Genomic DNA, 14280 nt, shown 5'->3' on the forward strand with positions numbered 1-14280 from the left:
TCATTCAGATGCAGATGGGCGCATTCAATGGAGGTTGCACTCAAACTCATGGAGACCTTCAGCATCGCAAGCAAGGGGGGACGGATATTGGCCAGATCAATCGGCCAATGCAACGTAGACTTCCATTCATCGCCCTCCTCGTTTACCCAGGCCTCTTGATCATGTCATCCACTGTCGCACACCATCCTGTCAATGCCTCAAGGGTGACCCGCCCCGTCAGTTGGCTGCTGGCCTACACCGTAGTGACGGGGGTCCTGTATTTTCTCGTCACGCACTTCCCGATGGGGCCGGTACGGGTTATTCAACCCGGCAGTATCGATGCGCACGTTGCGCAACTGCCCTACACACTCCCCTTGTACCTTAGCTATCTATTGATCATGCCCGCGCTGGTGTTTCTAGGGCGTCGCCGCGACTGGCTGCTAGCGGTTTTTTTTGCCGGGACCCTGGCCTCTGGAACCTGCCTGGTGAGCCACCTGTTCTGGCCAACCCTTATAGAGCGCCCGGAGAGCCCGTCGCAGTGGCTAACGTGGTTCTACAGCATTGACTCCCCGCTAGCGGCGTCACCCAGTGGACATGTGGCGTTGCCGGTGGCCATCAGCGTTGTGCTGGGTTATCTGCGTGTCCGCCAGGTATGGATCTTCGCGCTGTGGAGCCTGATGCTGGCAATCACCGTGTTGACGACAGGCCAGCATGTACTGCTCGATGTGGTCTATGGAGCAGCCATTGGCGCAGCAGCAGGTTTGATAACAATCACGCTGAGTCGCCTCAAGGTGGATTTGCGCACCCTGGCGGCCATCCTGCTTGAATGGTTGTGCATCATCGTGACGTTGCGCATTGCGCTGTATGCCGCGGACTGGCGTTTCTATTGCCTGGCGTTTGTCATCATTGCCGCGCGCCAACATGCACTGTTCATTCTTTACCACGACGCGACTCACTATCACCTGACGCGTCATCGCGGTATCAATGACTTTTTGATCAACGTGGCCATCGGTGTTCCGGGTACGGTGCCCATTGAATTCTATCGGCCACTGCACCTTGAGCATCATCAGCACACGGGATCAACGAAAGACCCGGAGCGGCGCTTTCTTTATCACCAGCAGCCGTGGAAATTCCGACCCCTGTCCGGGAAATTATTGCTCAGGCAATTGCTGGGGGATCTGTTCGTTATCAATACGCTGCGCAATCTGCGTGCTTACAGAGATGCGGGCGGGGCATCACCGAAGATGACCCGGTCGATCGCCGCTGCGGGGATTATCTGGCTCGCCCTCTTGTCGTTCATCGCCTGGCAAACCAGCGTCCAGACCATGATGCTTATCTTGCTGTTATGGTTTTTGCCACTCGCCACTTTGGGAACGCTACTACAGAAAATCCGTAGCATCGCCGAACACAGTGGCGGGCCTGATGTAACCCCAGGCTGGCCGCAATGGACTTACGCATGGAAAGTGGGATGTGTCGGCAGGTTTTTCATTTGGCCTTATCACATCAATCTGCATCTGCATCATCATCGCAGCGCCAACCATCCATGGCATGCTCTTCCAGGCCTGCTGAGTGCCGACGAGCGTCTAATGGACTCGCGTACGCTGCTTTCCCTGCTCTGGTCTGGGTCGAAGCAAAAAAGCTGATTCAACCCTCTTTCGATTGTTTAATGCTCGGTGTCGCCTTTCGGAATTCCCACGCGAACATAGCTGTGCAACAGCAGCCCGATCAGCACTTGCGCCCCGTCTCATGGTCTACCGCAAGCCACCAATGGCACCACCTGCACACATCCACCCCGGAGACACCCTCACATGAGAATGGCTGCCATGTTTGTACTCACCTGGATTGGCTTCACCTCAGCCGGTGCATTTGCCGGTGATCGGAACCAGGACTATCGAGAGGCAAACAGGCGCCACTGGGAACACCAGCGCGAAATGGATAGAGCACAAGACAGGAAACACCGCGAGCGCCATGAGGAGAGGGAGCGGGACGAGCGCAAGCATTATGAAGAAATGGAGCGGGACGAGGCCAGGCGTAGAGAGCAGTACTATCGAGAGCGGTAGAAAGCCTCCCCTCAGGGTCAAACCACAATTGATAACCATGGCCTGACCCTGATTTTGTGCCGATTTTTGTGACCCCGATTTTGATTATCCGCCTGCCTCGCCCCCCCCCCGAAATCAGTCGATACGCCTTTTCCTCGCACAGCTATCACAATTCCTACAAAAGCGTGGGAATCCCTCACCTTGTACGCCAGCGTCGGTGAAATCTATAGTCGTTCCCGTCGCCCCAAATGGCGATCAGGTTTGACGACCTGCGGATCCGATCAGCCATTAATCTGATCGGAGCAACCCCATGGAAAAATACGCCCCCATCACCAGCATCGACTGCACTCCCACTTCACTGCTTATCGATACTCAAACCCCCAGCGAGTAGTGGTTACTGCCAGCCAGGGCGACACCATCAGCTTCATGACCGATGAAAGACACCCTTTACCTGCATTCAACCTCGCACCCGTCAGGAGTAGCCATATGGCTACAATTGGGACTATGATCAATAAGAAAATAAACGAGATCCACCAGACGTCCTATTTTGAGGATTGGCTCGACAGTGTGAAGGATGCTCAAGGGAAATCGGCCATCTTGGCCCGTCTGGATCGCGCCGCAGACGGCAACTTTGGTGATTGCGAACCCGTTGGCGATGGGGTGAGCGAAATGCGTGTTTTTATTGGACCGGGGTACAGAATTTACTTTGTGCGCTCGGGGATCGCAGAGTATTTGATGCTCAGTGGAAGCGATAAAACAGATCAAAAACGAGGTATTAAGAAAGCCAAAGCGATCCTTGATGCCCTGAGAGGTAAATGACATGAGCGAGAAATTCAACCCTGAGGATATGCCGGTCCTTAACCTAAACACGACGGGTACGACTCGTTATGAGGCTTCGCGCTTTCTCGATAGCCCGGAGGCTATAGCGGCATATTTGGCTGAAAGTATGAAAGCTGATGATACGGAAAGTCTTATTCATGCTTTGGCCGAAGTCGCAAAAGCCAAAGGTGTTAATAAAGTCGCCAAGGATGCCGGGGTTAATCGCGAAAGCCTTTATAAGGTGCTGAAATCAGGTGCAAAAACGCGGTTTGAAACTATCAAGAAACTGATGACCGCGATCGGTGTAGAACTCACCGTACAACCGATTGCAACATTAGCAGCGGCTTCCAAAGCAACTGCTCCAAGGGCTCGCAAACCATCGGTAGCGGCGGCCAAACCTACCGCGAAATCCGCTGCAAAAAAACCAGTGGCAGCAGCGGCTAAACCAAGCGCAAAACCTGCTGCGAGAAAGGTAAAAGCCGCTGTGCAGCAGTAAGTCGCCGTTGGCTTCATGGATTCCAGACAAACACGAATTGGCCAAGCCCCCCTGCCCCTGTTGATCCCTTCCACGCTCGCGGTCAGCACAGAGAACCTGGAGCCTTTTCACATGAAACTACGCGCCCCACAGGCATATCACCTTGAACTCTTTGACGAAGGACCCTACCGGCTTTCTCTGGACGGGGTGAAATGCACCTTTTCTAAACCCGCAAGCACACATCAGCATCCAAAGCTGTACACACTAAGTGGAAAAATCTGAGACACAGGTTGGTTCTGAGCATATGGACTGCCAAACATGAAGGAGCGCCCACGACTCTAAGAGATTTGGAGACAGTTGAGGCTGAAGTCGCATTTCTCTGCAGGCAGCAATCGGGTCAATGGCCGGAATTCCAGCACGAAATCCACTTCTACCCTTCGTTTTGCGTCCATAGGGAAGCAGCCCAGGAGATTTACGCCCATGCCATCCTGCGAAGCTCCTGACGCGAACGTCCGTTGAGCCCTCGCGTCCCCCCTTAATAGCCGTGATCTGACCCGATCTTCCCCACCCCGCCTCCCTCAATGGACTTACCGGAAACATCTGTGCAACGCCTGCGCCAGGCCAACAGCCACCGGCCGATAAGCAAGCCACCCTTCACGTACCAAAGCACCGATCGCGGCGGATGCCCTGTCCGACATCAACCCCGGTGTGTTGAGGAGCATTGAGCAACTGCACATGCCGGCCCCGGCCAAGACGCTGACTTACATTGAGTTGGCAGGCACCGCCAGTCATTCCCAAGAGAGTTGGCCGGAGCGTTGGGCAAGGAACCGAAAACCTTCGACTGCACCGTCGACAGTGAAGGGCCAGCCAAACGACTGAACCCAGCCTTGAGCGGTAACGCCAAGGCGTTGAGCTGCCGTGAACAGCGCCCAAGCTCAACAGTCGTGCCGCTGAAGCACTATTACTACTTGGTTGACTATGGTTTCTTCTATCACGCCAGTACTGACAAAAATGACTCGGTATCCATCGACATGCATGTGCAGAGCGTGAAGTGAGTGAAGGTCTGCGGGACCGGCTTTCGCCGGTTCCGCGGAAAATCGGGCGGACGGTCACCCTCACACAGTCCAACCGTTGCTGTATTCACGAATAAACGTAGCCAGTTGTTCTTCTTGCATCGGCTTGGCAATGAGGTATCCCTGCACTTCATCACATTCCAACTGTTGCAAGCATGCAAGCGTCGCTTCGTCTTCGACGCCTTCGGCTATCGTGCGAAGGTTAAGTGCGTGAGCCATCTGGATGATTGCACGCACGATTGTTTTGTCATTGGTGTTCTGACACAGGTCGCGCACGAAGGCCTGGTCAATCTTCAACTTGTCGACGTCAAAGCGCTGGAGATAAGCCAAGCTGGAGTAACCGGTGCCGAAATCGTCCACGGAAACCATCACGCCAAGCTGCTTAAGACGCTGGACGGTGTTAAGCACTTGTTCAGTGTTGCGAATGAGCACCGACTCCGTAAGTTCAAGTTCGAGAAAGTTGGGATCAAACCCAGACTCGATCAAAGCACGTCGGATCGTCCCTTCAACGTCGCTGTGACTGAATTGCACGGCCGACAGGTTGAACGCAATTCGTACAGGTGCAATACCCGCTTCTCGCCACACTTGCCCCTGTCGGCAGCATTCGCTTATGACCCATTCACCGATGGGCACGATAAGACCACTTTGCTCAGCGATCTGAATAAACTGCCCGGGGAGCACCAACCCTTGCTCGGGATGCCGCCAGCGCAGCAACGCTTCGACCCCCTGTACAAGACCACTTCGAAGGTCAATTTGCGGTTGATAATGTAATTCGAATTCACCCTTTGCCAGGGCCCTGCGCAATCCAACCTCCGTACGAAGGCTGGCCGTCGCTTCGCGGTCAAGCCCATCGTCGAAAAAACGACACGAGCCTCGACCGTCACCTTTGGCCCGAGACATCGCGGCGGCGGCCTTGCGTAAAATCGTCTCGAAATCCTCACCATCCTCCGGATACAGGGCTACCCCCATCGTCGCAGACGTATAAATTTCCTCACCCTGGATATTCATGACGCAGGACACGCTGGACTTAAGCTCATGCAGAACCGCCTGAATTTGCGCCAGGCCATCCATACCGATCAGCAGCAGGAGGAACTCATCGCCACCCTGGCGACTTACCGTGTCGGAGTCACGTACACATTCTGTCAGGCGCTTGGCGACGACTCGGAGCACGGCGTCACCTGCGGCATGTCCAAGCGACTCGTTGATGGTCTTGAAGTTGTTCAGGTTGAGCATGACGAATACCAACCTAGGACATTGGTCCCCCCCGGATCCTTTGGCATGTTCAAAGCGGTCGCGCAACAGCGACCAGTTCGGCAGCCCCGTCAACGCGTCCCTTGAGGCGAGGTACTCCACCTTGGCTTCAGCGTCCTTGCGCCGAGTGATGTCCATCGCCATCGTCAGGTAACCGGTGACCGCACCACTTGCATCACGCAGCGGCGCCTGTGTAGCGCTGATATTGACGGGATGCCGGTCGCGGTGCGAACGCGTTATTTCCCGGTCTACCACGGTTTCACCCGTGAACGTCTTATGGTGGGGATAGGCGATCTCTGCGGCCATGTCGGGAAGCAGGTTCTCTAGCGTTTGCCCCACGAGTGCGTCGGCGGGCCATCCCAGCAGTTTCTCCGCGGCCTCATTTACCAACGTGATAACGCCTTCAATGTCACGCGTCACGACAGCAATAGGCGACTCATCAATAATGACTTGGTTAAATCGATGCTCAGCGTCCCTGACCTGATAGGCAGCTTGCTCAGCGTTCATGGCGTCGAGTTGCCTACACCACGCCCGGTAGGTCAGATACCACAACAGCAAGGTAAACAAAGTAAATAGCGCAACGGAGCCAACGATCATGCGCCGCTCGGCAACCCAGGGGGCGAGATAGGCTTCAAGCCCGACCCCCACCAGAATGCAAATCGGCTGCGTCGCCATGCAGCGATACCCATAAGAGCGCAATACTCCATCTTGCGGCGCGACATTGACGAAGGTTCCAGACAGCCGGGAAATTCGTCGAGCAACAAACATTGGAGCATCTTTGCGAACGATTAGAGGTTCTCCCGGGGCAATGACCCCTTCGGGGTACCGCGTAATAAACCTCAAACTCTGGTCATTAAAGATGGCGAAAATATCAGTTGATCCGTTGGACAGCGTCGCAAAGCGTTCGTTTAGCGAACTGATTGGAAGGACAAGCGTCACAATGCCGGCAAACTCGCCTTGCGGTGTACGGATGGCTCTGGCAAAGACAATGTCCCATGTTTTGCTTATACGGCCCAAAACCGGATGGCTGATGACCATGCCCTTCTTAGGATCATCACGTAATTGCTGAAAGTAATCACGGTCGGTAACAAAAACCTGGGATTCCCCACTGGCACCGAAGACAATCTCGCCGACCGCGTTCACCACCCGCATACCTGACATCGATGGAAGCACGAAGAGGTGTTGGCTCAAGACCGGTTCGACGAGCTCAGGGCGCAGTTCTCCGAATGTCTCTTGGCGCTCGATTTCATGAGCCACTGCGCTCAGCGTTCGGTCGATACTCTCAAGTCGGCCATTAAAGTCTGAATGGAGCAGCAGCGACAGGTTGTCTGCCTGAATGGAGGCCTTCGCCTCGAACTGCTTGCGAGTTACATCCAACCATCTCCATGCGCCAGCCCATACGATCAAATCGAGAAATAACAGACCCAGTATCAGCAGTACGCCGGCACGATTTATGCTCAAGATCATCCCCACTGCCAGTTGATTTATCATTGTTCACCGGACTGATTCGGCTCGCTCGATAAAACAAACCAGGTCATCTCCAGTTAGCAATCACTCAAGCAAAAACACTCCGTGCAAAGTGGCACGAGGCCTACCCCTTTTCCCTCACCGCCCAACCGCCCCCTCATACCGCCGCTGAATCCGCTCCAACTCCCCTGAACGCCGCAACTTCTCCAACGCACTTGCCCACGCCGCCACCACTTCATCCTCACTGTCAGGGCTGAAGGCGATGTACAACGATGAGCGATACAGTTCGATAGGGATCCGTCGCAGGGTGCCCGGCGCGATGTTCAACTGACGGCTGTAATAAGCCACGCCAGCATCGGTGTCACCGATGATGATGTCGGTGCGTCTGGCAAGCAGCATGCGGTAAAGCAGCTTGCTCTCGGTGGCGCTTTTATCCAGGTTGTTGAAGCCCAGCGACTGCAACATCTGCGGCACCAGGCCGGCGTGGCGGGTGGTGATCTGCGGGGCATGCAGCAGTTGTTCCAGGGAGTTCACCGGCGGCGTACTGGCCAGTTGATAGGGGTGAATGGATTCCTCCACGATCGGTCCGACCCATTTGTATAACGGCTCGCGCTCCGGTGTGCGGAACAGGGAGTACATGATGGTCTTGGGCCGCGTCTTCAGTACCTGGGTGGCTCGCATACTCGGCTGCAACAGGACCTCGAAGTCATTCCCGGTGAGCGCCATGATGGCCCGGACGATCTCGGTGGTCATGCCGGTGAGCTGATTGTTTTCCTGATAGTTGTACGGCGCCCACTCTTCGGTGATGACTTGATACTCCTCGGCCCCGGCATCAACCGTGCCGAGCAATAGGCAGAGCAGCGCTGCAGCCGGTGTCGAATGTCTCACGTGTTCTCCCGCCGGATTGTTCGGTGTTTGTGCATGGATGGAGCCTGATTCAAAGGGGGCAAGGTAAGCATAGACCCAAACACACGCCCGACAGTTGAAGCAGTCCACATTCCGCCCCTTAGCAACCCCCAGGCCTTGGTGTACGATCAGCGCGAACCGGATATCGGCCAACGTACACGGCGCTTCCCTTTCGCCCTTCTCCCTGTGACCCGCCCACATGAATCCGATCGACCCACTGTCGTTTCAACGCATCATCACCGCCCATGGCCACGTCGAAGGCGCGGCGTATTTCGATGCTGAGGAAAGCCTCGCCCATGAGGTGTTTGCTGACCGCATCGTTTTCCAGACCAACTACCTGGATTACCGCAGCTATGAGGTCGATCTCGCCGAGGGCCGCGTACGCGTGCGCAAGACGCGGCTGGATAACTACTCGCGCGGCCATAAGGCACAGGTGATCGATGACGACATGGATGACGAGGACTGGGCCGAGCTGGGCAGTCTGTGGCAGCGCTTGAGCCACGACCTGGACACCCAGGGGCAAGGGCCGCAGCCCGATTTGGCCGATACCCTGGCCGATCTGTTTGATTGTTTGTTCGACGAGGCGCGCGCGCAGGCGCTCATTCAAAACATGCCGGCGCCTACCGGGCAATGGGATTGGGCTTGGACGCAGGTCGAGTCAGCGCTCACCGAGGCCAATCAGTTGGCGGGGTTCGAATGGAAGGAGTGGTCGTCCTACGGGATCGATGCCGTCAATGCCCTCGCCCCGCTGCGACAGTTGGGCATTGAAATCCCTGCGCCGGAGCGTAAAGCCATCGATGCCATCAACCGCGCCAACAATTGGGAGCGTGCGCTCCTGCAGTATTTCAACGCACAGCTGGAGGCTCATGACTTGAAGCTGTTGGCCATCGGCACGCACTTCGATGAATACCAGGCCTTCGCCTGCCTGCCCATGAACGGCCTGGGCCTGATCAATGCCTTGGAGATCATGGGAAGGCTGGGCATCGTCTACAAATATTAAGCGACTGACGCCACGCGCTTTCGGTCCGCTTTTACCAGCCCATAAAGGGCTGCCCCTCCTTTGAGCCTCGAAGTGACGACATGACAAACTGTGATCAATGCGGATCCGTCCTCCCTTACGACACCGCTGCTTGCCCGCGATGCGCCGGGGAAATTCGGCACATGGTAGAGGCGAACGCGCCAAGGTCCCTGCCGTCGAAAGGGCAGAAAATCCTGAAATGGGTGCTGATCGGCATTGTGGTCGCGGTGCTGGCAGCAGTGGCGGCGGTCATGTGGATCTTGCACTCGCTGGGGCCGATGCCTTCTTTTGGTTGATGGCTACAGATACTTCCCAATCCACGGATGGATGAACACATGAAAACCACCCTTGATCACCTCGTCATCGTGGCAACGGACCTCGATACCGGCTGCGCGTTCGTGACTGACGCGCTGGGCGTCGACCTTCAGCCGGGTGGCGCCCATTCACGCATGGGCACCCATAACAGGCTGCTGTACCTTGGCCCCGGGCTCTACCTCGAAGTGATTGCCGTGGACCCGTCCGCCATACGTCCGGACCGGGCACGCTGGTTCGGCCTTGATCAATTGGCCCCCCATTCGCCGGCACGCCTGGCGACCTGGGTGACACGCACTGATGATATCCATACCGCTCGTGATGCCTGCCCTGGCCTTGTCGGGGATGTCGAACCCATGACGAGAGGAACATTGAATTGGCAAATAACCATACCGGCTGATGGAAGCCTTCCCATGGATGGATCAGTCCCCACCCTCATTCAATGGGCGCCTGGGCTTCATCCGGCGGACACGCTCCAGGACAAGGGTTGTGCGCTATTGGCACTGGATGTCTTTCATACGGATCCGGAAAAGATCAAAGCGATCCTGACGGCCATGAATTTTTCTGGCCCGATTCATCTTCACGCACTGCAAGCGCCTTCGGCTCCCTATCTGCTTGCGCATATTCAAACGCCAAATGGGTTGAAGACACTGCCGCTTTTACACGTGTGACCGTTTGGGGCGGCTTCGCCACCCAGCGGGAGCAAGCTCCCTCGCCACGCATATTCACTTCGTAACCGAAGCGAAACGCAGCTATCCGATTTTCCCATAGTTGCTATCGATACCAGCGCCGTTCTCGTCCTCGGCCTCTCTCTCTAATCTGCCCACCAACGCGATCGACGACGATCGCCGCAGATCAAACCGACCTTATGGAGAGAGAAACGATGAACACCTTCAACCGCACCCTCGCTGTCACCACCCTGGCATTGGCCACCCTCAGCGCCGAAGCCGCGTCGCCTGTCCAGGCCGCTGCCAGCGCGTCTGCTGTCGGCAGCGTGGTCCAGTCCGCCAGCTACATCACCACCAAGGATGGCGTGCAGCTGTATTACAAGGACTGGGGCCCGCGCGATGGTCAGGTCGTGACCTTCAGCCACGGCTGGCCACTGGACTCCGACAGCTGGGAAGGCCAGATGATGTTCCTCGCCTCGAAGGGTTATCGCGTGGTGGCTCACGATCGTCGCGGCCACGGTCGCTCCAGCCAGCCTTGGGAAGGCAACGACATGGATCACTACGCCGATGACCTGGCGGCAGTGATTGAAGCGCTGGACCTGAAGGATGTCACGCTGGTGGGCTTCTCGACGGGGGGCGGTGAAGTGGCTCGCTACATCGGCCGTCACGGCACCGCTCGAGTGAAGAAAGCCGTGCTGGTGTCCTCTGTCCCGCCGTTGATGCTCAAGACCGACACCAACCCCGGTGGCTTGCCTATCGAGGTGTTCGATGGCCTGCGCAAGGCGTCCCTGGAGAACCGCTCGCAGCTGTACCTGGACATTGCCTCCGGCCCGTTCTACGGCTACAACCGCAAGGGCGCCAAGCCATCCCAAGGGCTGATCCAGTCGTTCTGGGTGCAGGGCATGCAGGGTGGCAGCAAGAATACCTATGACTCGATCGCGGCATTCTCGGCGACCGACTTCCGCGGCGATTTGAAGAAGTTCGATGTGCCGACGCTGGTGATCCACGGCGATGACGACCAGATCGTGCCTATCGACGCTTCAGGCCGGGCCTCGGCGGCGCTGATCAAGGGCGCTCGACTGATCGTCTACCCTGGTGCACCGCACGGCTTGACCGAGACGCACAAGGATCGCCTCAATCAGGATCTGCTGACCTTCCTCAAGGAATAAAAGCCCAGATCTCTTGTGGGAGCGAGCTTGCTCGCGATGGCGGTGGATCAGCTTGCCTCAATGCTGAATCTACCGACGCCATCGCGAGCAAGCTCGCTCCCACTGGGGGTTTGGGGTGGATTCGGCGCTTGTGTGCACTCAAGATCAATTGTGGGAGCGAGCTTGCTCGCGATGGCGGTGGGTCAGCTTGCCTCAATGCTGAATCTACCGACGCCATCGCGAGCAAGCTCGCTCCCACAGTTGTTTCAGGATGGATCACGAATTCAATGCCGCAACAACTTACGCAATGGAATCTCATCCTTGCGCACCGGTGACTTGATGACGATGTAGCTGAAGTACTTGGAAATGCCGATGTTCTTGTCCAGCAGGCTTTCCATCACGTCCTGATAGTCCTGGATGCTGCGGGTCATGAAGCGCACCAGGTAGTCGTAGCCGCCGCTGATGAGGTGGCATTCGAGTACTTCATCCACCAGCCGGATGTTGGATTCGAACTTGGCGAAGTCCTCACGCTTGTGGTCGCTGAGGGTGACTTCGGTGAAGACCGTCACCGAATCGGTAATCTTGGCCAGGTTCAGATGGGCCTTGTAGCTGGAAATGTAGCCCAACGACTCCAGTCGTTTGACCCGCTGAAGGCACGGGCTGGCGGACAAGCCCACGGCATCGGCCAGGCTGACGTTGGTCATGCGGCCATCTTTTTGAAGCTCTACCAAAATGCTGATGTCGATCCGGTCCAGTTTCGCTAAACCTTCCATCGCATACCTCTTGCCTGCCGTTTGTAAGACAATCTTCTAACAAAATCAGCGTCGTAAGGACAGCTGATGCTGAGCGACCAGATCAGCCATGCTGTTGATGCAATAGTCCGCCGCACAGGGCGCGGGAGACATATCGGCGTTGCGGCAGATCAGGCAGACAGCCCCAACCGACCGTGGGCGGGCGCCGGGACGGGTCACCTGGAGAATAGACTCGGCGCTCAGGCCATTGGCCGCCAGCCAATCGTGATCCTGCAACGGGTCGCTCGCCAGCGAAATAAAATCATCAGGCTCGATGCCCAGGCGCTCGCACAACACGCCCCGGTCCTCGGCATCGCGATCCCCTTGCACCAACAACCGATAGAACTTGCGCAGGTAGAGCATCGCACCCGGCGCATCCTCGAACAGCGTCCAACCGGCAGCCGAGCGGGCGAAGCTCATGCCCTCCTCCCAACTGACCTTGAGCTTCCAGCGCTCGGCCAATTGACGGTGGGCGAAACACAGCAAGCCGCTGAAGCCCAATTCGCCGAAACGCGGATATAAGGCTTGCAGCACTTCGTCAAAATCGGCGAGCACCTGTGCTTTGTCCAACGGCTCGCCATGGTTTTCCAGCAGCGGCTGCAACGCCGTCCAGACGCCGGAGTCCCGATCCACCAGGACCTCATCGCAATCGATCAACAACGCCCGATATTCAGTCAGCCTCATCTGTAAAGCCTCCGATGATGTCCCATCGATCAACGCTCCATTAATCGCCACTGACGCTTGCCCGGGCAAACGTCATGAACGCAGGCATCAGCCGAGGACGCGTGCCAAGGCGCCGTCGAGAATCTGCAACGCTTCGTCGATCTGCGCTTCGCTGGTCACCAGCGGCGCCAGGAAGCGCAAGACGTTGCGGTACACCCCGCACTTGATCACCAGCAAACCGCCGGCCCGGGCTTCGTCGATCAGGCGTTGGTTCAGGTCGGCGTCCGGGGTGCGCGCGTCGTCATGCTTGATCAGTTCGATCGCCAGCATGAAGCCGCTGCCGCGCACGTCGCCGATCTGCGGGTAACGGGTTTGCAGGTGCAGCAGGCCCTGGCGCAAGCGCTTACCCAGGACTTCACCACGGGCCAGCAGCTGTTCTTGCTCGTACGCCTCGATCACCGCCAGCGCCGCCGCGCACGACAGCGCATTACCGCCGTACGTACCGCCCAGGCCACCCGGCAGTGGAGCGTCCATGATCTCGGCCTTGCCGACCACACCCGACAACGGCAAGCCACCGGCGAGGCTCTTGGCGACCGTGACCAGGTCCGGCTGGATGCCGGCGTGCTGGAAACCGAACCATTTACCGGTGCGACCGAAACCGGTCTGGATTTCATCGAGAATCAACACAATGCCATGCTTTTGCGTCAATGCGCGCAGGCCCTGCAAAAACTCGGCGGGGGCCGACAGGAAACCGCCATCGCCCTGCACCGGCTCGATGATGATGGCCGCGACCCGCTCAGGTGCCACTTGGGTGGCCAACAGCTCGTCCAGCGCCTGGAGCGCCATTGCGCTGGTGACGCCGCGATAGGCATTCGGATACGGCGTGTGGAAGACCTCCGGGGCGAACGGGCCGAAGTTCTGTTTGTACGGCTGGCTCATGCCGGTCAGCGTGGTGCCGAGCAAGGTCCGGCCATGGAACCCGCCGCGAAAGGCAATCACGGCCGAGCGGTTGGTGTGGGCCCGGGCGATCTTCACGGCGTTTTCCACCGCTTCGGCACCCGAGGTGAAAAATGCCGCTTTATAGGCGTGCTGGCCGCCGATCATTTCGCACAGGCGCTGGGCCAGGTCCAGGTAGGGCTTGTAGGCCACGACCTGGAAACAGGCATGGGAGATCTTCTGCAACTGGGCCTGCACGGCCGCGATGACCTTGGGGTGATTGTGGCCGATGTTCAACACACCGATGCCGCCGACGAAGTCCAGGTAACGCTTGCCGTCCACGTCCCATAATTCCGAGCCCTGGGCCCGATCGATCACCAACGGGTGCGCGGTGACCAAACCACGTGGCACGAATTGATCACGCTGACGGAGCAAACTTGGGGTTTCTTCGACTTTACTGTTCATTGGCATTTCCCATCGTGAGCCTCGCACCCAGGAAGCGGCTGCGGTGTGTTCACAGGTTAAGCGTTCGACGCGATTGTCTAAGCCGAACTTGGTCGTTGAGAAATTCGGATCGACTGTTTACACCCCGGCAAACAGCAGAATCCTCCAGAGGCATTCCAGCCCCATGGAATCTGCCGCAAGAGGCACCTTGCAACGCAGTGCGATGCTGCTACGCCGGCCCTTTCGACAGATCCTGCTCTGGCGTTGAGGCATGCTAGGGGCTCCTTGATT

13 protein-coding genes are annotated in these 14280 nt (G+C 57.4%); 8 read left to right on the forward strand and 5 right to left on the reverse strand.

Features of this window, described 5'->3' with window-relative positions; genetic code table 11:
• Positions 1 to 161: 161 nt before the first annotated feature.
• The 4 genes from AB4Z20_RS08845 to AB4Z20_RS08860 all read left to right on the forward strand — a co-directional run bounded on the left by AB4Z20_RS08845 (position 162) and on the right by AB4Z20_RS08860 (position 4367).
• Positions 162 to 1622, forward strand: a complete 1461-nt coding sequence (locus AB4Z20_RS08845; protein WP_442089746.1) for a fatty acid desaturase — start codon at positions 162 to 164, stop codon at positions 1620 to 1622.
• 900 nt (positions 1623 to 2522) lie between these two features.
• Positions 2523 to 2837 (forward strand): type II toxin-antitoxin system RelE/ParE family toxin, encoded by a 315-nt coding sequence (locus tag AB4Z20_RS08850; protein ID WP_320390537.1) that lies wholly within the window; start codon positions 2523 to 2525, stop codon positions 2835 to 2837.
• Position 2838: 1 nt separating this feature from the next.
• The gene (locus AB4Z20_RS08855) at positions 2839 to 3333 is read left to right on the forward strand and encodes an addiction module antidote protein (RefSeq protein WP_442089747.1); all 495 of its coding nucleotides are present in this window, start codon (positions 2839 to 2841) and stop codon (positions 3331 to 3333) included.
• A 782-nt stretch (positions 3334 to 4115) separates the two neighbouring features.
• Positions 4116 to 4367: a hypothetical protein gene (locus AB4Z20_RS08860; protein WP_442089748.1), complete on the forward strand. Its 252-nt coding sequence runs from the start codon at positions 4116 to 4118 to the stop codon at positions 4365 to 4367.
• Between the two features lie 60 nt (positions 4368 to 4427).
• Here the strand turns inward: AB4Z20_RS08860 and AB4Z20_RS08865 are convergent, their stop codons facing one another.
• Together AB4Z20_RS08865 and AB4Z20_RS08870 are read right to left on the reverse strand one after the other, a co-directional pair.
• On the reverse strand, positions 4428 to 7127 hold the full coding sequence (locus AB4Z20_RS08865) for a bifunctional diguanylate cyclase/phosphodiesterase (RefSeq protein WP_442089749.1): 2700 nt from the start codon (positions 7125 to 7127) through the stop codon (positions 4428 to 4430).
• Between the two features lie 114 nt (positions 7128 to 7241).
• Entirely contained in the window at positions 7242 to 7991 is a 750-nt protein-coding gene (locus AB4Z20_RS08870) for a substrate-binding periplasmic protein (RefSeq protein WP_320388937.1), read from the reverse strand.
• Between the two features lie 217 nt (positions 7992 to 8208).
• Between AB4Z20_RS08870 and AB4Z20_RS08875 the strand changes: the two genes are divergently transcribed.
• The 4 genes from AB4Z20_RS08875 to AB4Z20_RS08890 all read left to right on the forward strand — a co-directional run bounded on the left by AB4Z20_RS08875 (position 8209) and on the right by AB4Z20_RS08890 (position 11176).
• Positions 8209 to 9009, forward strand: a complete 801-nt coding sequence (locus AB4Z20_RS08875) for a DUF6630 family protein (RefSeq protein WP_253476067.1) — start codon at positions 8209 to 8211, stop codon at positions 9007 to 9009.
• Between the two features lie 161 nt (positions 9010 to 9170).
• A complete protein-coding gene (locus AB4Z20_RS08880) occupies positions 9171 to 9323 on the forward strand; it encodes a hypothetical protein (RefSeq protein ID WP_320388939.1) in 153 nt (50 codons plus the stop codon).
• Between the two features lie 39 nt (positions 9324 to 9362).
• A complete protein-coding gene (locus tag AB4Z20_RS08885) occupies positions 9363 to 10010 on the forward strand; it encodes a VOC family protein (protein ID WP_442089751.1) in 648 nt (215 codons plus the stop codon).
• Positions 10011 to 10222: 212 nt separating this feature from the next.
• Positions 10223 to 11176, forward strand: coding sequence for an alpha/beta fold hydrolase (locus AB4Z20_RS08890; protein WP_253476076.1), 954 nt, complete (start codon positions 10223 to 10225; stop codon positions 11174 to 11176).
• Between the two features lie 263 nt (positions 11177 to 11439).
• Here AB4Z20_RS08890 and AB4Z20_RS08895 read toward each other — a convergent pair whose 3' ends face one another.
• The 3 genes from AB4Z20_RS08895 to gabT form a co-directional block, all read right to left on the reverse strand.
• Entirely contained in the window at positions 11440 to 11928 is a 489-nt protein-coding gene (locus tag AB4Z20_RS08895) for an Lrp/AsnC family transcriptional regulator (RefSeq protein WP_003203167.1), read from the reverse strand.
• Between the two features lie 45 nt (positions 11929 to 11973).
• Positions 11974 to 12630 (reverse strand): hypothetical protein, encoded by a 657-nt coding sequence (locus tag AB4Z20_RS08900; RefSeq protein ID WP_018601222.1) that lies wholly within the window; start codon positions 12628 to 12630, stop codon positions 11974 to 11976.
• Between the two features lie 87 nt (positions 12631 to 12717).
• Positions 12718 to 14010: a 4-aminobutyrate--2-oxoglutarate transaminase gene (gabT, locus tag AB4Z20_RS08905; protein ID WP_253476082.1), complete on the reverse strand. Its 1293-nt coding sequence runs from the start codon at positions 14008 to 14010 to the stop codon at positions 12718 to 12720.
• Between the last annotated feature and the right edge of the window lie 270 nt (positions 14011 to 14280).

The sequence above is a fragment of the Pseudomonas sp. KB_12 genome, from assembly GCF_052114545.1.
GTDB classification, from domain to species: Bacteria; Pseudomonadota; Gammaproteobacteria; order Pseudomonadales; family Pseudomonadaceae; genus Aquipseudomonas; species Aquipseudomonas brassicacearum.

What these genes read in the sequence shown, in the direction of transcription:
- AB4Z20_RS08845 (WP_442089746.1), top strand. Translation starts at nt 162, where the DNA reads ATGTCATCCACTGTCGCACACCATCCTGTCAATGCCTCAAGGGTGACC.
- AB4Z20_RS08850 (WP_320390537.1), top strand. Translation starts at nt 2,523, where the DNA reads ATGATCAATAAGAAAATAAACGAGATCCACCAGACGTCCTATTTTGAG.
- AB4Z20_RS08855 (WP_442089747.1), top strand. Translation starts at nt 2,839, where the DNA reads ATGAGCGAGAAATTCAACCCTGAGGATATGCCGGTCCTTAACCTAAAC.
- AB4Z20_RS08865 (WP_442089749.1), bottom strand. Translation starts at nt 7,127, where the DNA reads ATGATAAATCAACTGGCAGTGGGGATGATCTTGAGCATAAATCGTGCC.
- AB4Z20_RS08875 (WP_253476067.1), top strand. Translation starts at nt 8,209, where the DNA reads ATGAATCCGATCGACCCACTGTCGTTTCAACGCATCATCACCGCCCAT.
- AB4Z20_RS08880 (WP_320388939.1), top strand. Translation starts at nt 9,171, where the DNA reads ATGGTAGAGGCGAACGCGCCAAGGTCCCTGCCGTCGAAAGGGCAGAAA.
- AB4Z20_RS08885 (WP_442089751.1), top strand. Translation starts at nt 9,363, where the DNA reads ATGAAAACCACCCTTGATCACCTCGTCATCGTGGCAACGGACCTCGAT.
- AB4Z20_RS08890 (WP_253476076.1), top strand. Translation starts at nt 10,223, where the DNA reads ATGAACACCTTCAACCGCACCCTCGCTGTCACCACCCTGGCATTGGCC.
- AB4Z20_RS08895 (WP_003203167.1), bottom strand. Translation starts at nt 11,928, where the DNA reads ATGGAAGGTTTAGCGAAACTGGACCGGATCGACATCAGCATTTTGGTA.
- AB4Z20_RS08900 (WP_018601222.1), bottom strand. Translation starts at nt 12,630, where the DNA reads ATGAGGCTGACTGAATATCGGGCGTTGTTGATCGATTGCGATGAGGTC.
- gabT (WP_253476082.1), bottom strand. Translation starts at nt 14,010, where the DNA reads ATGAACAGTAAAGTCGAAGAAACCCCAAGTTTGCTCCGTCAGCGTGAT.